The following is a 19,524-nucleotide window of genomic DNA, read 5'->3' as shown; positions in this document are numbered from 1 at the left end:
CCTGCGCCCGGACGGCGAGTGTTTCGAGAAAGGCGGGGAGCGGTGGTGCCGCTTTGGTCGTTATTGTTCCCGTGTGAAGGACTCATGAGGACCACGGACTTCAGCAAGGCGCCGCCGCAGGGGCGGGCCACGGCCATGTTCGTCGGGGCCACCCGATACCGGGGGGTGCTGTCGATCGTCACGCTGACGATGACCTGGTTCCGCATGGTCAGGGACATGAAGCGGATGAAGGGCTACTGCTGGCACAAGGTGTACTGGGAGTTCCCTTTCACCCTCGGCACGCTGGCCTTCTTCGAGGACCGCGACTCGCTGCTGCGCTTCGCGCGATCCCGGCACCACCGGAAGCTCATGCAATGGGTGACGGATGGCGATAAAAACGCCACCGGGGGATATATCAGGCTCTATGTGGCGGAGGCCGAGGGTTACTCCAACGGGATCTGGAGGGCCGAGGGCGGCCCGATGGCGCACATCGAGACGTTCACCCCGCTGACCACCGAAGAGGGCGAGGGGCCGCGGGTGAAGCGCGGATGAGGCTCACCCCAGTCGAGGGCCGCGCCGACCTGCGCGCCTTCCTCCGCTTCACCGACGAGCTCTACGACGCCCGCTTCGTCCCCCCGCTGCACGCCACGATCCGTGCCTGGCAGCGCCAGGGCGTACGGCTGTGCCTGCTCAGGGACGGCGACCGGGTCGTCGGCAGGACCACGCTGCACACCTCGGACGCCTTCGACACCAAGCTCGGCAGGCGCCTGCAGCTGTTCGGCCTGACCGAGTTCGCCGAGGGCGCGGGCGAGGCCCTGTTCGACGCGATCTGCGCCGAGGCCGCCGGCAAGGACGCCGTCTTCGGCCCCGTCTCGCTGCTGCCCAACCAGGCGGGCGGCGTGATCACCTCCGGCTTCGGCGAGCGCGGCTTCATCGACAGCGCGTGGAACCACCCCTACTACCCGCAGGAGTACGACAAGTACGGCTTCCGCCGCCGCTTCGAGTCCGACACGTGGATCTGCCCGGTCCCCGCCGAGCCCGTCTTCCGCTTCGACGACGCCCGCATCGCCGCCGAGGACCTCGAGATCCACCGCGGCGACAAGCGCAGGATCGGCAAGCAGCTGCCGATCCTGCGGGAGATGCTCAACGCCAGCTTCGCCGGGCTCGGCTACTACACCGAGATCTCCGCCGAGCAGCTGGCCCAGCAGACCGACGGCCTGGCCTACCTGCTCGACGAGGACCTGTTGCTCTACCTCACCAAGGCCGGGCGCCCGATCGCCTTCGTCCTGTGCCTGCCCGACATTTCCGAGTTCGTGGCGAAAATTCGTGGAAACCTGCACGTCGGCAACCAGCTCCGGCTGCTGGCCTCCCGCTCCCGCCACCGCCGCGAAGCGGTGCTCATCATCAAGGGCACCATCCCCGCCGAGCAGGGCAAGGGCTACATGAACCTGCTGTCGAGGGAGCTCCACGAAGGCCTCAGGAAGGGCGGCTACCAGGCGCTGCGCAGCACCTACGTCGAGCACACCAACCCCGGCTCCGCCGCCCAGTACCGGACGATGGGCGGCCGCGCGCTGCACGGCTACACCTTCTACGAGAAGGACCTGGCGTGAAGGAGCTGCGGGACCTGGAGCCCGACTTCTGGCGCGCGCCCAGCGCGCACAACACCCAGCCCTGGCTCCTGCGCTACCACAAGCACGAGGTCGAGATCGGCTGGGATCCCGCCCGCGCGCTTCCCGTCAGCGACCCCACGGGCCGCGACCTGCGCCTCGGCCTGGGCGCCTTCGTCGAGACCTGCCTGATCGTCTGCGCCTCGGCGGGCCTGCGCGTCGGCTTCCGCTCCGACCCCGGCCCGCTCAGGGCAGGCTTCCTGCACGGTACGGCCGAGCCGTACCGGACCCCGTTCACCACCACCGACGTGCGGGCACGCGGCGCCAACCGCGGCGCCTACGAGGCGGGGCGGCTGCCCGCCGAGGTCATGGACCGACTGGCCGAGCACGCGAACCTGGTCAGAGTGCCGTGCCGCGAGCTGGCGGGTCTGCTGTTCGCGGCCGACCTGCACCAGTTCGGCGACCCGGAGGTCACGCGGGAGCTGCGCGAGTGGCTGCGCCTGACCCCGCGCCATCCCCGCTACCTGCTGGACGGGCTCACTGACCAGGCCCTCTCCCTGGGCGCCGGCGAAGCGCTGGGGTTGCGGGCCTCGCTGGCCCTGTACCCGGCGCTCCGGCGGCTCGGGCTGCCCAAGCTGCTGGCCGGTGCCGGGCGCGGGCTGCTCGACTACGACGGCGACGTGCTCGTGCTCGTCGGAGACCCCGGCGATCAGCTGGAGCAGGGCAGGGCGCTGATGCGGACGTGGCTCACCCTGTCGGGACTCGGGTACACCACGCACCCGCTCAGCCAGATCATCGACTGCGCCGGGACCAGGCGGGCGCTCGCCGACCGCCTGGACGCCAAGGACCCGGACAGCCTCCTGCACCTCGCCAGGGCGGGAAAGCCGAAGGCGCCCGCCGTACGCTCCGCGCGAGTGCGGACGTAACGGCGGGCGCCCCGCTTCAGACGGACAGCACCGTGCCGGCGCCGACCGTCAGGCCGCCCTCGCGGATCGCGAAGCCCAGCCCGGGCTCGACCGCGACGGCCTTGCCCAGCTCGACCGACACGTCGACCGTGTCACCCGGCACGGCCGCGCCGTCCAGCGCGATCGTGCCCGGCACGTCGGTCGTGCGCAGGTAGAACTGCGGCCGGTAGCCGTCACCGATCGGCTTCCTGCGGCCGCCCTCCTCGGGCGTGAGCAGGTAGAGCCGCGCCGTGAACGACGTGCGGGCCGCCTGGCTGCCCGGCCTGGCCAGCACCATGCCACGCCGCACCTGCTCGCGGCGGACGCCGCGCAGCAGCACGGCCGCGTTGTCGCCGGCCTCGCCGCGCTCCATGGTCTTGCCGAACGTCTCGACGCCGGTCACGACCGCGGTGTACGGCTCGCCGAACCCGACGACCTCGACCGTGTCGCCGAGGCGGACCGTGCCGCGCTCGATGGCGCCGGTGACGACCGTGCCGCGGCCGGTGACCGTGAGCACGTTCTCCACCGGCATCAGGAACGGCGCGTCCACGTACCTGACCGGCACCGGGATGTGGTCGTCGACGGCCTGCAGCAGCGCGTCGATCGAGGCCACCCACCGCGGGTCGCCCTCCAGCGCCCGCAGCCCGGACACCCGGACCATCGGCACGTCGTCGAAGCCGTGCTCCGACAGCATCTCCTGCAGCTCCAGCTCGACCAGGTCCGTCAGCTCCGGGTCGGCGCCGTCGGCCTTGTTGACCGCGACGACCAGGTGCTCGACCCCGACCCGCTTGGCGAGCAGCACGTGCTCGCGGGTCTGCGGCATGATCCCGTCCTGCGCGGACACGACCAGGATGGCGCCGTCGAGCTGCGCCGCCCCCGTGATCATGTTCTTCACGTAGTCGGCGTGGCCCGGCATGTCGACGTGGGCGTAGTGCCTGGTGGCGGTCTCATACTCGACGTGCGAGATGTTGATCGTGATGCCCCTGGAGTGCTCCTCCGGGGTCCGGTCGATCCGCTCGAACGGCGTGTACGTGGCCTGGCCGCGCTCCCCCAGCACCTTGGTGATCGCGGCGGTCAGCGTGGTCTTGCCGTGGTCGACGTGGCCCATCGTGCCGATGTTGAGATGCGGCTTGTTACGGATGTAGGCCTGCTTGGCCATGGTTCCTTCCTCCGAAGAGTCCTTCTTGGCGGTGACCCGTCCGGGTCGACTACCTCCGCCCGCCGGGTCACTCATCAGGACTTACAGGCGGAGGTCAGAGCTCCAGGCCGTCGAAGGCACGCGCCGGCGCGCCCGCGGCTGCGGGCGTTGCGTGGCATGCGTGCAGGAACATGAGCGTCATAGTGATGCATCTGAGCACCGGGGAGCAACGGATTATTCCCGGCGGTTAGTGGCCCCGCACGAAGGCTGGGGGGTTGTTCGTCGAACCGGCCGAAGAACGCCCCGCGCGGCTGGCCTACGGTTCGGACATGCCACCCCTAGCCCTCGACGACCTGTACCGCCTCGCCGTACCGGGGGATCCCCAGCTGCGGCCGGACGGCGGCGCCGTCGCCTACACGCTCACCACCGCCGACCGGGACTCCGACGAGCCTGTGACCGAGATCTGGCTCGCCGCCCCAGGCGCCGAGCCCCGCCGCCTGGCCAAGGGCATCGCTCCGCGCTGGTCGCCCGACGGCGGCACGCTCGCCTTCCTGCGTCCCGTCGACGGCGCGCCGCAGATCCACCTGCTGCCCATGGACGGGGGCGAGCCGGTACAGCTCACGCAGGCCAAGCTGGGCGCGGGCATCCCCGTCTGGTCGCCGGACGGCACGAGGATCGCCTACGGCGGGCCGCACGGCACCGTGGACCCGAACGCGCCCGTGGTCGTCGACACCCTGGAGTACAAGGCCGACGGCGCCGGACTGCTGCGCGAGATCACCACGCACCTCTTCGTGGTCCCCGTCGGCGGGGGCGAGACGCTCCAGCTGACCGAGGGCGACTTCCACGCCGGCCAGCCCACCTGGTCGCCCGACGGCCGCCAGCTTGCCTTCACCGCCTCTCTGGATTCCGACCGCGACCTGGTCATCGGCGGCGAGGTGTACGCGGTCGAGGCGACGGGCAGCGAGCCGAAGCGGCTGACCGGTCCCGAAGTGATCTGCATCGGCGCCTGGTGGCTCGGCGACCGCCTGGTGATCGCGGGGCTGAAGGGCGGCCCCGAGGGCCACACGCGGCTGTTCACGCTGGAGGGGGACCGGCTGGCCGAGCTGGAGACCGGGCTCGACCGCAACGTCATGATGGGCGCCCCCGGCTACCCGGGCGCCACGCCCCAGCTGCTCGGCGGCGACCTGGTCTTCGCCGCCCGAGACGGCGGCTGCTCGCACCTGTACCGGCTGCCCGGCGTCGCCTCCGGCCAGGCCGAGAAGATCGTCGGCGGCGAGCGCGTCGTGGCCGGCGCCAGCGTGGCTGCGGGCCGCATCGCCTACGTCGCGGCCACGCCGGAGAGCGCGGGCGAGGTGTACCTCGACGGGCTGGCGCTCACCTCCTACGCGCTTCCGGACGTGGAGCTGTTCGTGCCGCGCCGCCGTACCTTCACCGCGCCTGACGGCACCCAGGTCGAGGGGTTCATCCTGCGCGACGAGAACCTCACCGAGCCGGGTCCGCTGCTGCTGGACGTGCACGGCGGCCCGCACAACGCCTGGGCGCCCGTCTTCGACGGCGTGCACCTGTACCACCAGGTGCTCGCCGCGCGCGGCTGGACCGTTCTGATGATCAACCCGCGCGCCAGCGACGGCTACGGCGAGGCCTTCTACACCGCCACCAAGGGCGCCTGGGGCATCTCCGACCAGGACGACTTCCTGGCGCCCCTCGACCGGCTCGTGGCCGAGGGCATCGCCGACCCCGACCGGCTGGCCATCACCGGCTACAGCTACGGCGGCTACATGACCTGCTGGCTGACCTCGCACACCGGGCGCTTCAAGGCGGCCATCCCCGGCGGCATCGTCAGCGACCTGCACAGCATGGTCGGCACGTCCGACCTGGGCTACTTCATGAAGAAGCACGAGTGCGCGGGCGACCTGCAGGCGCAGTCGCCGATCACCTTCGTGGATCAGGTCACCACCCCGACCCTGATCCTGCACGGAGAGAACGACGACCGGTGCCCGGTCGGGCAGGCCGAGCAGTGGTTCGAGGCCCTGCGCGAACGGCAGGTGCCGGTCAGGCTCGTGCGCTACCCGGGCGGCTCGCACCTGTTCATCCTGAACGGCCGCCCCTCACACCGTCATCACTACAACGAGAGGATCCTCGCGTGGCTGGAACAATGGGTCAGCGGCTCGCCGAGCTGATCGCGCAGTACGAGGTACCGGGGGCCGCGCTGGCCTACCTGCACCAGGGCGAGCTGCACGAGTTCGCCGCCGGAACCCTGAACGCCGACACCGGGGTCGAGGCGACCACCGACTCGCTGTTCCAGATCGGGTCGGTCAGCAAGGTCTGGACCGCGACCATGCTGGTCCAGCTGGCCGAGCGGGGCACGCTGACGCTCGACACCCCCGTCGTCGAGCTGCTGCCCGAGTTCAAGGTCGCCGATCCCGAGGTCACCAAGACCGTCACCGTCAGGCACCTGCTGTCGCACACCAGCGGCATCGACGGCGACCTGTTCCTCGACACCGGCCGCGGCGACGACTGCGTGGAGAAGTACGTCGCCGCCTGTGCCGACCTCAAGCAGAACCACCCCATCGGCGCCACCCAGTCCTACTGCAACTCCGGCTTCATCGTCGCCGGCCGCATCCTGGAGAAGGTGTACGGCAAGAGCTGGGACGACGTGCTCCGCGAGCAGATCGTCGAGCCGCTCGGCCTGACCCACACGGTGACGTTGCCGGAGGACGTGCTGCGCTACCGGGCCGCGATGGGCCACGTGGAGGGCGGCAAGACCGCGCCCGTCTGGGGGCTCATGCGTTCGGCAGGACCGGCCGGCCTCATCTGCGCCCGGCCCGCCGACGTGGTCGCCTTCGGCCGCGCCCACCTGGAGGGCGGCCTGCTGAAGGACCCCCAGGCCATGTGGGAGCCGCAGGTCGCCGTCCCCAACCCCTACACGCTGGGCAGCCACTGGGGCGTCGGCTGGATCCTGGACGAGTGGAGCGGCCACCGGATCATCTCCCACGGCGGCAACACCATCGGCCAGCACGCCATGCTCTGGGTGGTGCCCGACACCGGCACCGTCGTGGCGGTGTCGGCCAACGGCGGCCACAGCGGCGCGTTCACCCACGCGGTGGCCACCGAACTGTTCGCCGAGCTCGACGGGATCGAGGTGCCGCCCGTGCTCGGCCCGCCCGAGACCCCGGTCGAGGTCGACCTGGAGCGCCACGCCGGCGTGTACGAGCGCGTCGGGGCGAGGATGACGATGTCCGTGCGCGAGGGCGCGCTGTGGTGCCGCATGGAGGCCATGGGAGCGCTGGCGGAGATGACACCCCCGATCGAGCTGAAGACCATCCCGGTCGACGAGAACACCTTCGTCGGCCGCGAGGACGGCGACCCGCAGTGGGTCTCGGCCGTTTTCTACGAACTCGCGGACGGCACGCCTTACGTGCACATGGGCGCGCGCGCAACCCCGAAGGTGAGCTGAGATGGACCTGCAGAAGCGTCTCGACGAAGCGGCGCGCGCGCACAACGTGCCCGGCGCGGCCATCGCGGTGTGGTCACGCGGCGAGCTGCACGAGGCCGCAACCGGCGTGCTCAACAGGAACACCGGCGTGGAGGCCACGCCCGACAGCGTCTTCCAGGTCGGCTCGACCACCAAGGTGTGGACGGCCGCGCTGGTCATGCAGCTGGTCGACGAGGGCCTGGTCGAGTTGGACAAGCTCGTCACCGACTACCTGCCCGGCTTCCCCGTCCGCGGGGCGATCACGGTGCGGCACCTGCTGACGCACACCGGCGGCTTCGACGGCGACCTGTTCGAGGACACCGGGCGCGGCGACGACTGCCTGGACAAGTTCGTCGCCTACCTGAAGGACGCCGGGATCGTGCACGAGCCCGGTGCCCTGTTCTCCTACTGCAACGCCGGCTACGTGGTGCTCGGCGCGCTGGTGGCCACGCTGCGCGGCACCACCTGGGAGCAGGCCATGCGCGAGCGGCTGATGGAGCCGCTCGGCGTCACCCAGGCCGCGCTGTTCGGCGAGGAGGCGGTGCTCCTGCGCGCCTCGGCCGGGCACATCGGGCCGGACAACGTCGTCTACCCGAAGTGGCAGATGCCGCGCTCCAACGCGCCCGCCGGCTCCACGATGTGCCTGGCGCCGCGCGAGCTGGTCAGGTTCGGGCGGATGCTGGCCGCGGGCGGCGCCGCCGAGGACGGCACCAGGGTCCTGTCGCAGGAGAGCGTGGCCGCCATGCTCACCCCGCAGGTCGACGTGCCCGGCGTGAACGGGCTGCTGGCCGCGCAGTGGGGGCTCGGCGTCGAACTGCTCGAATGGGGCGCCTACGGCCACGACGGCGGCACCCCGGGGCAGAGCACGTTCTGGGTCATCGTGCCCGGCGCCGACTTCGTGCTGGCGATGAACGTCAACGGCGGCTCCGCCCTCGGCCTCCTCGTCGAGCTGGCGCATCCCGTCATCAGGGAGCTCACCGGCGCCGCCGTGCCCGAGCTGCCGAAGCCGCCCGCGCAGCCGCGGGCCGTCGACGCCGCGCCGTACGAGGGTCGCTACCAGGGGCCGCAGCTGGGCTACGAGGTGGCCGCCGCCGACGGCGGGCTGGACATCACGCTCATCCCCGGCGAGTTCATGGCGAGCATGGGCGCCGAGCACAAGACGACCAGGTTCGTGCATCTCAGCGGCGACTCCTTCATCGCCGCCGAGGCTGAGGACGGCCTGTACGAGACGGCCACGTTCATCGTGCGCGACGGCCGCGCCGCCTACCTGCACAACGGCAGGGCGGTGCCGCGTGCGTGAGGTGTTCGACGAGGCGGGCGTGCGCGGCTTCGTGCACGCCGTCGACCTCGACGGCGGGGCGGAGACGGGACTCGACCCTGACGAGCCCGTCGTGCTCGCCTCGGTGTTCAAGATCCCGATCGTGCTGGAGTACGCCAGGCAGGCCGCCGCCGGTCAGCTCGAGCGCACCGAACGGCTGACCGTGACCGCCGCCGACAAGGACGGCGGGATCGGCACCTCCGGCTGCCTCGACGACGTCTCGCTCACGCTGCGCGACCTGGCCCACTTCATGATGACGATGTCCGACAACGCCGCCACCGACGTGCTGCTGCGCAGGGTCGGCCTGGACCGGGTCAACGGCACGCTGAAGGAGCTGGGACTCTGGCGGACCCACCTCATCGGCGGCTGCGCCGAGCTGTTCAAGACGGTGGCCGAGGAACTGGTCGGCTCCGAGGCGGCCGAGAAGGGCGGGATCGAGCTGGAGGAGGCGCTCACGGCGGCGCTGGCGACGGCCACGCCCGAGCGGATCCGCGCCCTGGCGGTGCGGGACCCCGCCCGCACCACCGCCGGCACGCCGCGCGAGCTGACCACGCTGCTCGGGCTCATCTGGCGCGACGAGGCCGGTCCCGCGGAGGCCTGCGCCGAGGTACGGAAGATCATGGGCAACCAGGTCTGGCCGCACCGGCTGTCCTCCGGCTTCCCCGACGAGGTCAAGGTCTCCGGCAAGACGGGCACGCTCTGGGGCGTCCGCAACGAGGTCGGTGTCGTGGAATATCCGGATAAGTCGAGGTATGCGGTGGCGGTGTTCCTCCACGGCGACGACCTGAGCTTCCGCAACCCGGCGGCCGACGCGGCGATCGGCAAGGCCGCCCGGCTCGCCGTCGACCACCTGCGCGGCTGATGTCCCTCTACGTCGACTATCGTGAGCGCATGCACGACCGTCCACGCGCCAGTCTCGGACGGATCCTGCTCGACCTCGGCAACACGGTGCTCGACGTGGCTGCCTCGCCCGGTGACCTCGACATCGAGGTCACCGGGGTGCACATCTTCGACCCCCTCGACGAGCTGCTGGTCCCGCCTGGCGGGATCCTGCTCGCCGTGGGGGTCCACGGCGCTCCCGAGATCTGCTCGCTGATCGACCTGGCGCCCGAGGCGGCCGGGATCGTCGTCAAGCTGCCCGTGGACGTCGACGAGCAGGTCCGCGCCAAGGTCCTGGAGACCGGCGTGGCCGTGCTCGGGCTCACCCGCGCCGCCTCCTGGTCCCAGGTGGCGGCGCTGATCCGGTCGCTGCTGGCCGAGGGTGACCTGGCCGAACCCGGGGACGGCCCGCAGGGCGACCTGTTCGCGCTGGCCAACGCGGTCTGCGCGCTGCTCGACGCGCCCGTCACCATCGAGGACCGCTCCTCCCGGGTGCTGGCCTTCTCCGGCAGGCAGGACGAGGCCGACCCCGGCCGCGTCGAGACCGTGCTCGGCCGCCAGGTGCCCGAGCGCTACCAGCGCATGCTGGACGAGAGGGGCTCCTTCAAGCAGCTCTACCAGAGCCGCGAGCCCATCTACATCGAGATGACCGACGGCAGCCTCGACCGCGTCGCGGTGGCCGTGCGCACCGGCGACGAGATCCTCGGCTCCATCTGGGCCGCCGTGCGCGAGCCCCTCAGCGAGCAGCGGCAGCGGGCCCTGACCGACGCCGCCAAGATCGTCGCCCTGCAGCTGCTGCGCGAGCGCGCCGGCGCGGACACCCAGCGGCGGCTGCGCGCCGACCTGCTGTCGACCGTGCTGGCGGGCGGCGCCGACGCGCACGAGGCGGCGGGCAGGCTGGGCATCGCCACCGAACGCCTGTGCGTGCTGGCCGCCCAGCTCACCGACGTCTCCGCCGCCGACCCCGCCCGCGGCGAGAGCGACAGACAGCGCTTCTGCGACGCGCTGTCCCTGCACGTGGGCGCCATCCACCCCAAGGCCGCCGCCGCGCTCGTCGGCTCGGTGGCCTACGCCGTGCTGCCGCTGCACGCCGGCGGCGAGGAGGAGGCGCGTGCCGTACGCGTCGCCGAGAGCTTCCTGGCGCGCGTCGGGCCGCGGCACGCCGCCAACATCGGGGTCGGCCGCCTGGCCGCCAACCTGTCGCAGGTGGCGCGCTCGCGCGCCGACGCCGACAGGGCGCTGCGCGTGCTGCGCGCCCGTGAGAGCAGCGGGCAGGTCGCCGGCTACACCACGGTCCACTTCGAGTCGCTGCTGCTGCAGGTCTCCGACGTGGCCGCGGCCGAGGAACAGTCGCCCACCGGTCCCTACGAGCGGCTGCTTGCCCACGACGCCGAGCACGGCAGCGAGCTGGTCGCCACGCTGCGGGCCTACCTGGACGCCTTCGGCGACGTCAACGTGGCCTCCGCCAAGGTGCACGTGCACGCCAACACCTTCCGGTACCGGCTCAAGCGGCTGGTGGAGATCAGCGGGCTCGACCTGTCGGATCCCGACGCCCGGCTCACCGTGATGCTCCAGATGCGGATCTTCGGCCGCTAGAACGAGGCCGCCCGCGCATTTCGTGAAGCGGCACGAAGAACCGGCTCCTGCTAGGGGCGAAGGTGGGGCATCTCCCCCCACGCGCGTCTGGAGTCCCCGAATGAGAAAAACAGCAGCGCTCGCCGCACTGGCCCTGTTCGCCGCGGCCTGCGGCGGCGGCACGGCGAGCGGACCGGGCAAACCGGTCGCGGGCGGCACGTTCACCTACGCCATCACCGCCGACCCCGGGGTACTCGATCCCGCCATGGGCGTGCTCTCCGTCACCAACGAGGTACTGTCCTTCTCCTACGACACGCTGGTCAGCAGCTCCCAGGACGGCAAGATCATCCCGGCGCTGGCGGAGAAGTGGGACGTCAAGCCCGACCAGGTGACCTTCACCATGCGCAAGGACGTCACGTGCTCCGACGGCTCGCCGCTCATGGCGGCTGACGTGGCCGAGAACGTCAACCACATGACCGACCCCGCCACCAAGTCCCCCGTCAACGGCGTGCTCGTGCCGGCCGACATGAAGGCCAAGGCGGACGACGCCGCGGGGACCGTGACGCTGTCGACGTCCAAGCCGTTCAGCTTCATCCTGGAGAGCGCCCGCCTGCTGTACATCGTCTGCGGCAAGGCGGTCAAGGACCGTTCGCTGATCGCGCACGCCACCTCAGGCAGCGGACCGTGGGTGCTGAGCGAGTCGGTGCCCGGCGACCACTACACCTTCAAGGTCCGCCGCGAGTACGCCTGGGGCCCCGGCGGCGCCACGGCCAAGGAGCTGCCCGACAGGGTGGTGCTGAAGGTCGTCCCCAACGAGCAGACGGCCGCCAACCTGCTGATCGCCGGGACCATCAACGGCATGGACGTCAACGGCCCCGACCGGGCGCGGCTGGAGGCCACTCCCGGCATCGGCAAGAAGATCGTCCCGAACGGCAACGGCCAGTTCTTCTACCACCAGGGCGAGGACAGGCCCACCCACGACCCGGCCGTGCGCAAGGCGCTCACCCAGGCCATCAACCTGACCGAGCTGGGCAACGTCTCCACCAGCGGCACCGGCAAGCCCGCCTCCGGGCTGGTGCTCTACCCGCGCCCCTGCCCGGGTGACACCGTCACGGGTCACGTGCCCGGCTACGACGTCGCCGCGGCGACCGCCGCGCTGGACGCCGCGGGCTGGAAGGCCGGCCCCGACGGCGTCCGCGTCAAGAACGGCAAGCGGCTCTCGATGCGCTACGTGTACGTGACGACCCGCGGCCCCGGCATCCAGGCCGCCGCCGAGTACGTCGCCAACGCCTGGAAGAAGATCGGCGTGGAGACCAAGCTGAACGGCGTCATCGACACCAAGCTGGCCGAGGAGCTCAACGCCACCCAGGACTGGGACGTCATCTGGCTGCCCATCGGCGTGACCCTGCCCACCCAGCTCGTCGGCTTCCTGTCCGGCCCGTCCGCCCCCAAGGGCGGCAACTTCGCCCACCTGGCCAACACCCGCTACGAGGAGCTCGTGGCCAAGGCCACCGGGATGCCGGGGGAGGCCGGGTGCAAGCTCTGGCTGGAGTCGGAGTCGGCCCTGTTCGACAACGTCGACCTGGTCCCCGTGGTGGAGAACACGGTTCTCACCGCCTCCAAGGGCGCCACGTTCGACACGATGGCCGGGCTGTTCTACCCGGCCTCGATCCGGCTCACCCAGGGAGGCTGAGTGAGGCATCTGATCAGGTTCGTCGTGTCGATGGCCGTGCTGCTCGTGGCCTCGTTCGCGATGATCCACCTGATTCCCGGCGACCCCGTGCGGGCCTCACTGGGGCCCGCCGCCCCGGTGGAGCTGGTCCAGGCCCGCATGGCCGCCCTCGGCCTGGACCGGCCGCTGATCGAGCAGTTCTTCACCTACGTCGGCCACGTCTTCACCGGCAATCTCGGCACGTCGTTCATCAGCGGCGAGCCGGTGGGTGACGTGATCATGGCCCGGCTGCCCAACACGCTGATGCTGGCCGTCCTGGCCACCGTCGTGTCGCTGCTGGTGGCCGTGCCGCTGGGCATGTGGGCCGCCATCCGCACCGAGAACGGCCGCAACCGCGGCACCGAGATCACTTTCAACTCGGTCACCGGCACCGCCGTGGCCGTGCCCGAGTTCCTGTACTCGATCGCGCTGGTCACCGTGTTCGCCATCGGGCTGCACCTGCTCCCGCCCGCGGGCAAGACGGGCCCGGACTCCTTCGTGCTACCCGTGGTGGCGCTGGCCCTCGGGCCGATCGCGATGATCGCCCGCATCGCCAGGGTGGAGACGCTGAAGGAGCTGGGCTCGGACTACATCCGCCTGGCCCGCGCCAAGCGCCTGCCCGCGGCCAGGCTCTACTTCAGGCACGTGCTGCCCAACACCCTCACCGCCACGCTCACCATGGGCGGACTGCTGCTCACGGCGCTGATCGCGGGCAGCGTGCTGGTGGAGTACGTCTTCGCCTGGCCCGGGCTCGGCCTGAAGATCACCGAGGCGATCACGCAGAAGGACTACCCGGTGGCCCAGGCCGTGATCCTGGTCTACGGCGGCATCGTGCTGGTCGTGAACTTCGCCGTCGACCTGATGCTGGGCGTGCTCGACCCGACCTCCAAGATCAAGGAGTCCTGATGTCCAGCGCTCAGACGGCGGACCTGACGGGTACGGCACAGCCGCTCGTCCGGCCGCGCCGGGCACGCCTGCGGCTCCCGCGCACCCCCTCCGGCGTCGCGGGCGCCGTGATCGTGGCGCTCATGGTCGTGCTGGCGATCATCGGACCGCCCATCTGGGGCGAGACGGCCGAGCGGATCGACGCCTCGGCCATCCTGCAGGGCGCCTCGTCCGCCCATCCGCTCGGCACCGACAACCTGGGCCGCGACCTGCTGGCCCGGATGCTGGTGGCCGGGCGCTTCTCGCTCACGCTCGCGCTGATCTCCTCCCTCATCGGCGCGAGCGTGGGAGTCGTGCTCGGCGCGCTGCCGTCGGTGCTGCCCCGCCGCGGCGCCAGGTTCGTGACCGGGCTGGTCAACGCCCTGGTGGCCTTCCCGGGGCTGCTGCTGGCCATGTTCACCGCCGTGGTGACCGGGCTCGGTGCCAAGGGCGCCGTGCTCGGCATCGGGGTGGCCTCGGCGCCCGCGTTCGCCCGGCTCACCCAGACGCTGGCCGCCTCCGTCGCCGGGGCCGACTACGTCTCGGCCGCCCGCATGCTGGGCGTGCCCCGGCGGTGGGTCCTGACCAGGCACGTGCTCCCGAACATCGCCGAGCCGCTGATACTCAACCTCACCCAGTCGCTCGGGTTCGCGCTGCTCGGCCTGGCCGGGATGTCGTTCCTCGGGCTGGGGGTGCAGCCGCCGGACTTCGACTGGGGGCGGCTGCTGTTCGACGGGTTCTCCCGGATCTACGTCACGCCGGAGGTGGCGCTGGGGCCCGCGCTGGCCGTGGCGCTGGCCGGGATCGGGTTCAACCTGCTCGGCGACGCGCTGGCCAAGGCGGCGGGGCGGCCCGCCGTACGGGCGGAGAAGCCCGAGGCCGTGGGGGAGGAGGCCGCGAGCGAACCCGATCCCGGCGCGGTGCTGGAGGTGCGGGAGCTGACCGTGTCCTTCCCCGGCGGGGTGACGCCGGTGCGCGGGCTGTCGCTGAGCGTCGCTCCCGGCGAGATCGTCGGGATCGTGGGCGAGTCGGGCAGCGGCAAGAGCCTCACCGCGGCCGCCATCGGTGGGCTCGTGCCGCATCCGGGTACGGTCACCCACGCCAGGCTCCGCCTGGACGGCAAGGATGTCGCCGGGATGTCAGGCAAGGAGCTCGGGACCACGCTGGCCATGGTGTTCCAGGACCCGATGGCCTCGCTCAACCCGGCGCTCAAGGTGGGCGGTCAGCTGGCCGAGGTGGCCACCGTCCACCTGGGGGCCGGCCGTACGGAGGCGCACGCGCGGGCCGTCGATCGGCTCGGGCACGTGCACCTGCCCGAGCCGGACAAACAGGCCAGGAGGCATCCGCACGAGCTGTCGGGCGGCATGCGGCAGCGCGCGGTGATCGCGATGGGCCTGATGGGCGAGCCCAAGCTGATCATCGCCGACGAGCCGACCACGGCGCTGGACGTGACCGTGCAGCGGCAGATCCTGCGCCTGCTGCGCGAGGTCGTCGACGAGAGCGGCGCGGCCGCGCTGTTCATCTCGCACGACATCGCGGTCGTCGGCGAGCTGTGCGACCGGGTCGTGGTCATGTACGCGGGCCGCGTCGTGGAGGAGCTGCCCGTGGCCAGGCTGGCCGTCGGCGCCGCGCACCCGTACACGCGGGCGCTCATCGACTCGCTGCCCGACATGGACACCGACAGGAGCAGGCCGCTGGCCAGCATCCCGGGCCGCCAGCCGGCCCCCTCGCAGGTCGGCACCGGGTGCGCGTTCGCCGACCGGTGCGAGCTGGCCGCCGCCCGCTGCTCGGCCGAGCGCCCGCCCCTCGTCGTCCACGGCCCGGCGCACCAGGTCGCCTGCTGGGAGGTCTGAATGCTCATTTCTCACCTGACCGTCCGCTACGGCGCCTTCACTGCGGTCGACGACGTCACGCTGGAGATCCCGCCAGGCGGCATCGTGGGCCTGGTCGGCGAATCCGGCTCCGGCAAGTCGTCGGTGGCCCGCGCCGTCAGCGGCCTGATCCCGCACCAGGGCACGGTCACCGGCGCCGACCGCATCCAGATGGTCTTCCAGGACCCGTACGCCTCGCTCGACCCCCGGATGTCGGTCGGCGACTCCGTGGCCGAGGGCGTGCGCTTCGCCGGCGGGCGGCGCTCCGCGGTGAAGGAGGAGGTCGCCAGGCTCCTGGGCCTGGTGTCCCTGCCCGCCGACGTCGCCGAGCGGTACCCGAGGGAGCTGTCCGGCGGCCAGCGGCAGCGCGTGGCCATCGCCAGGGCCCTGGGCGCCCGCCCCGACCTGCTGGTGGCCGACGAGATCACCAGCGCGCTGGACGTGTCGGTACAGGGCTCGGTGCTCAACCTGATCCGTCGCCTGCGCGACGACCTGGGCCTGTCGATGCTGTTCATCTCGCACAACCTGGCCGTCGTGCGCTACGTCTCGGACGTGGTGGCGGTCATGCACGAGGGCAGGGTGGTCGAGCTCGGCCCCACCGAGCAGGTCGTGGGCGAGCCGTCCCACGACTACACGCGCACCCTGCTCGAGGCGGTGCCACGCCTGCCACGTCCCTAGCCGGTGGTGCCCGCAGGCTGTGGCGGGCACCACCACGCCGGTCACGCCTCCGACGCGGTCCGGGAGCCGGATGCGATGCTGGAGGTAGCGAACCAGGAAGCAGGTGACGCGGATCGTGCTCTGCCGGCTCAGATACGTCGGGTGCGTCAGGTGACGCCCGACTCCGTCTACGTGGTGACCGACCGCCCGCACACCGCGTGCCGCCGAGGGGACGGCGGGTGGGAGGCGCCCGGCTGCGTCGTCTCGGTGGAGTCGGGCAAGGTCACCGTCAGCGGTGACGGGCTGTCGTTCGTCGCGCTGCGCTGGCGGCGCCCCATCCCCGACGACACCCTCGTGCTCGGCGACGCGTGGGAACGGTCGTACGGCGAGCTGCAGTGGCGCCACCCGCAGCCCGAGCGGACCCTGCCCTGGTACTGGCTGGCCACCTCGGGCGGCAGGACGTGGGGGATGGGCGTGCGGACCCGGCCCGGCGCCATGTGCTCGTGGACCGTGGCTGGCGACGGCGTCACGCTCTGGCTCGACGTCCGCAGCGGCGGGCAGCCGGTCCTCCTCGGCGACAGGGAGCTGGCGGCGGCGACCCTGGTGGGCGTGGACGGGGCGGCCCGGCCGTACGCGATGCTGGCGGAGCTGTGCGCGGCGATGAGCCCCGACCCGCTGCTGCCGCGCGAGCCGGTCGTGGGCTGCAACAACTGGTACTACGCCTACGGCGAGGGGTTCGGCAGGGAGGCGGTGGTGCGCGACGCGCGCACGATCGCCGAGTACGCCGACGGGCACGAGGTGCTGCCGTACTGCGTGGTCGACGACGGCTGGACCCACCATCACGGGCCCTGGGACACCGGATTCTTCGACATGGCCGAGACCGCCGGCGAGATCAAGGCGGCCGGCGCCCGCCCGGGGCTGTGGTTCCGCCCGCTGTCGCAGCCGGCGACGGTGGCCGAGGACATCGCCCGCTTCCGCTCCTGGGGCTACGAGCTGATCAAGCATGACTTCAGCAGCTACGACCTGTTCGGCCGCTTCGCCGCCGACACCCCGGCCACGCTGGCGACCGGCGAGACCGTGTTTCCCGACAGGACCAGGACCAGCGCCGAGCAGGTCGTGGAGCTGTACCGCACGATCGCCGAGGCCGCGGGGGACGCCCTGGTGATCGGGTGCAACACGATCGGCCACCTGGCGGCAGGGCTGGTCCAGGTGCAGCGCACCGGCGACGACACCTCGGGCAGGCAGTGGGAGCGAACTCGCCGCATGGGCGTCAACACGCTCGCCTTCCGCCTGCCCCAGCACGGCCGGCTGTTCGCCGTCGACGCCGACTGCGTGCCCTGCACGCCGGCCACCGACTGGTCGCTGAACAGGCAGTTCCTCGACCTGGTCGCCCGCTCGGGCACCGCGCTGTTCGTCTCCGTCGACCCCGCCGCGCGCACCGACGCCGCCGACGCCGACCTGTCGCGGGCCGTACGGCTGGCGCTCGACGGCGGCCAGGAGGTCGAGCCGCTGGACTGGCTGACCACCACCGCGCCCAGGCGGTGGCGGTGCGGCGGCCAGACGCTCACCTACGACTGGTCCCAGCCGTGGGGCGCCTGGCCGCTGACCGTGTAGGCGGGGTCAGTCGATCGGGATCCACTCGGTGGAGGTGGTGACCTCCTCCAGCACCGACGGCAGCGGCTCGACGCCGAGCCCAGGGCCGGTCGGCACCGCCAGGTGGCCGTCGGACAGCTCGAACGGCTCGGTGATGTCCGTCTCGTAGTAGCGGCGCGACCCGGAGGTGTCACCCGGCAGCGTGAAGCCGGGCAGCGCCGCCAGCGCCACGTTGGCCGCGCGGCCGAGACCCGTCTCCAGCATGCCGCCGCACCACACCGCCACCCCGTGCGCCCGGCACAGGTCGTGGATCCGGCGGGCCTCCAGGTAGCCGCCGATCCGGCCAGGCTTGATGTTGATGATCGAGCAGGCGCCCAGCGAGATGGCCGCCGCGGCGTGCTCGGCCGACTCGATCGACTCGTCCAGGCAGATCGGCGTGCGCACCAGCTTGGCCAGCTGGGCGTGCTGGACCAGGTCGTCGTTGGCCAGCGGCTGCTCGATCAGCAACAGGCCGAAGTCGTCGAGCTTGGCCAGCTGCGGGGCGTCCACCAGCGTGTAGGCGGCGTTCGCGTCCACCTGGAGCAGCATCTGGTCGCCGAAGCGCTCGCGCACCGCGCGGACAGGCTCCACGTCCCAGCCCGGCTCGATCTTCAGCTTGATCCGCACGTATCCCTCGTCGAGATAGCCCTCGACGGCGTCGAGCAGTTGCGGGATGGAGTCCATGATGCCCACCGACACCCCGCACGGCACCCGGTCGCGCGCCGCGCCCAGGAACCGGCCGAACGACTCGCCCGCCGCCCGAAGCTGGGCGTCCAGCACGGCCGTCTCCACGGCCGCCTTGGCCATCCGGTGGCCCTTGATCGGCTCCAGCGCCCTGCCCACACCGTAGGCGTCGACCTCGCGCGGCAGCGCGGGCAGCAGGAAGCGGCGGATCACCTCCGCCGCGCCGTCGACGTACTCGGAGGAGTAGAGCGGCTCGGACATCGCCACGCACTCGCCCCAGCCCTCCGAGTCCGGCGTCACGACCCGGACCAGCAGCACGTCGCGGGCCGTCTCGGTGCCGAACGAGGTGCGGAACGGTGCGACCAGCGGCATCGCGATACGCCGCAGCTCAACTCCTGTGATCTTCACGCTTTCTCCACTACGTAGTACGACTTGTCATAGAAGCCGGTCACCACCCGGCCCTCGGCCAGCAGGCCGCCCAGCACGTCACGTACGGCGTGCCGCCATGCCTTTGCCGTTCCCGGGTCTGAGCGGCGCAACCCCTCCACGTCGGCGGGGACCGCCACGAGCACCGTCGCGGCGTCCACGGAGCCCGCCACCGGCCTGCCTCCCTCGTCGGCCAGGGCGACCACGGCGTCCACGGAAGGCGGGCAGGACTGCGGCTCCTGCCGTACCGACCATTCGGCGAGCAGGCGGTCGGAGTCGTCGCCCTGGTTGATCGCGTCGTCCATCACGCCGTAGAAGGAGGGCAGGTACTCGACCGGGCGGGCGCCCAGCTTGGCCAGGTTGAAGTGCGCGTTGCGGCGCACCAGCGGGTCGTAGGTCCAGGTGATGCGGTCAAGGCCGCGCTCGGCGGCCCAGCCGCGCTGGTGCTGCTTGAGCGCGAAGCCGATGCCACGGCCGATGGTGGCGCCCGTGACGTGGGAGTGCAGGCAGCGGTCCGCGGCGAAGAAGCCCACCGAGCCGCCGACCAGCCGGCCGTCCTCGTAGGCGCCCGCCACGTAGTTGCCGGCGTGCGACAGCGCCCGCATCAGCTCCACCGTGACCGGCTGGCTGCCCGGCTCGAAGTGCCAGATGTCGCTGAACAGCGCGTAGACCTGCTCGAACTCCACAATGTCGTGAAGTTCCCT

General features: G+C 71.8%; 16 protein-coding genes. 13 read left to right on the top strand and 3 right to left on the bottom strand.

The annotated features are described in order from the left end of the window. Positions 1–84 precede the first annotated feature (84 nt). From KIK09_RS01205 to KIK09_RS01195, 3 genes are read left to right on the top strand one after another with little or no spacing between them, the layout of a single operon-like run. Complete coding sequence (locus KIK09_RS01205) at positions 85–531, top strand: DUF4188 domain-containing protein (RefSeq protein WP_214316723.1); 447 nt, start codon at positions 85–87, stop codon at positions 529–531. Next, a complete protein-coding gene (locus KIK09_RS01200) occupies positions 528–1,589 on the top strand; it encodes a hypothetical protein (RefSeq protein WP_214316722.1) in 1,062 nt (353 codons plus the stop codon). Before KIK09_RS01205 ends, KIK09_RS01200 begins: the two co-directional genes overlap by 4 nt. Then, the gene (locus KIK09_RS01195) at positions 1,586–2,512 is read left to right on the top strand and encodes a nitroreductase family protein (RefSeq protein ID WP_214316721.1); all 927 of its coding nucleotides are present in this window, start codon (positions 1,586–1,588) and stop codon (positions 2,510–2,512) included. The genes KIK09_RS01200 and KIK09_RS01195 overlap by 4 nt, the downstream gene beginning before the upstream one ends. 16 nt (positions 2,513–2,528) lie before the next feature. Here the strand turns inward: KIK09_RS01195 and tuf are convergent, their stop codons facing one another. Beyond that, positions 2,529–3,689 carry an elongation factor Tu gene (gene tuf, locus KIK09_RS01190; RefSeq protein WP_214316720.1) on the bottom strand — a complete coding sequence of 387 codons (1,161 nt, stop codon included), beginning with the start codon at positions 3,687–3,689 and terminating at the stop codon, positions 2,529–2,531. 308 nt (positions 3,690–3,997) lie between these two features. On the opposite strand from tuf, the gene KIK09_RS01185 reads away from it, so the two are divergent. From KIK09_RS01185 to KIK09_RS01140, 10 genes are all read left to right on the top strand, one after another. Next, positions 3,998–5,848 carry a S9 family peptidase gene (locus KIK09_RS01185; RefSeq protein ID WP_214316719.1) on the top strand — a complete coding sequence of 617 codons (1,851 nt, stop codon included), beginning with the start codon at positions 3,998–4,000 and terminating at the stop codon, positions 5,846–5,848. After that, positions 5,812–7,125, top strand: coding sequence for a serine hydrolase domain-containing protein (locus KIK09_RS01180; protein WP_308163878.1), 1,314 nt, complete (start codon positions 5,812–5,814; stop codon positions 7,123–7,125). The genes KIK09_RS01185 and KIK09_RS01180 overlap by 37 nt, the downstream gene beginning before the upstream one ends. A 1-nt stretch (position 7,126) precedes the next feature. Further along, the gene (locus KIK09_RS01175; protein WP_214316718.1) at positions 7,127–8,443 is read left to right on the top strand and encodes a serine hydrolase domain-containing protein; all 1,317 of its coding nucleotides are present in this window, start codon (positions 7,127–7,129) and stop codon (positions 8,441–8,443) included. Next, positions 8,436–9,323 (top strand): serine hydrolase, encoded by an 888-nt coding sequence (locus KIK09_RS01170; RefSeq protein WP_214316717.1) that lies wholly within the window; start codon positions 8,436–8,438, stop codon positions 9,321–9,323. The genes KIK09_RS01175 and KIK09_RS01170 overlap by 8 nt, the downstream gene beginning before the upstream one ends. A 29-nt stretch (positions 9,324–9,352) precedes the next feature. After that, positions 9,353–10,936, top strand: coding sequence for a PucR family transcriptional regulator (locus tag KIK09_RS01165; protein WP_250572481.1), 1,584 nt, complete (start codon positions 9,353–9,355; stop codon positions 10,934–10,936). Between the two features lie 100 nt (positions 10,937–11,036). Continuing rightward, the gene (locus KIK09_RS01160) at positions 11,037–12,608 is read left to right on the top strand and encodes an ABC transporter substrate-binding protein (protein ID WP_214316715.1); all 1,572 of its coding nucleotides are present in this window, start codon (positions 11,037–11,039) and stop codon (positions 12,606–12,608) included. Further along, on the top strand, positions 12,609–13,532 hold the full coding sequence (locus KIK09_RS01155) for an ABC transporter permease (protein WP_308163877.1): 924 nt from the start codon (positions 12,609–12,611) through the stop codon (positions 13,530–13,532). Next, complete coding sequence (locus tag KIK09_RS01150; protein WP_214316714.1) at positions 13,532–15,403, top strand: dipeptide/oligopeptide/nickel ABC transporter permease/ATP-binding protein; 1,872 nt, start codon at positions 13,532–13,534, stop codon at positions 15,401–15,403. The genes KIK09_RS01155 and KIK09_RS01150 overlap by 1 nt, the downstream gene beginning before the upstream one ends. Further along, a complete protein-coding gene (locus KIK09_RS01145) occupies positions 15,404–16,099 on the top strand; it encodes an ABC transporter ATP-binding protein (RefSeq protein WP_214316713.1) in 696 nt (231 codons plus the stop codon). A gap of 150 nt (positions 16,100–16,249) precedes the next feature. Further along, the gene (locus KIK09_RS01140) at positions 16,250–17,692 is read left to right on the top strand and encodes an alpha-amylase family protein (RefSeq protein ID WP_214316712.1); all 1,443 of its coding nucleotides are present in this window, start codon (positions 16,250–16,252) and stop codon (positions 17,690–17,692) included. Between the two features lie 6 nt (positions 17,693–17,698). On the opposite strand, the gene menC is transcribed toward KIK09_RS01140, so the two are convergent. Further along, complete coding sequence (gene menC / locus KIK09_RS01135; RefSeq protein ID WP_214316711.1) at positions 17,699–18,802, bottom strand: o-succinylbenzoate synthase; 1,104 nt, start codon at positions 18,800–18,802, stop codon at positions 17,699–17,701. After that, positions 18,799–19,506 (bottom strand): GNAT family N-acetyltransferase, encoded by a 708-nt coding sequence (locus KIK09_RS01130; RefSeq protein WP_308163876.1) that lies wholly within the window; start codon positions 19,504–19,506, stop codon positions 18,799–18,801. The genes menC and KIK09_RS01130 overlap by 4 nt, the downstream gene beginning before the upstream one ends. Positions 19,507–19,524 lie beyond the last annotated feature (18 nt).

The organism is Nonomuraea sediminis, from assembly GCF_018531495.1.
Taxonomy (GTDB): domain Bacteria; phylum Actinomycetota; class Actinomycetes; order Streptosporangiales; family Streptosporangiaceae; genus Nonomuraea; species Nonomuraea sediminis.
This window is presented reverse-complemented; position numbering and strand designations above follow the sequence as displayed.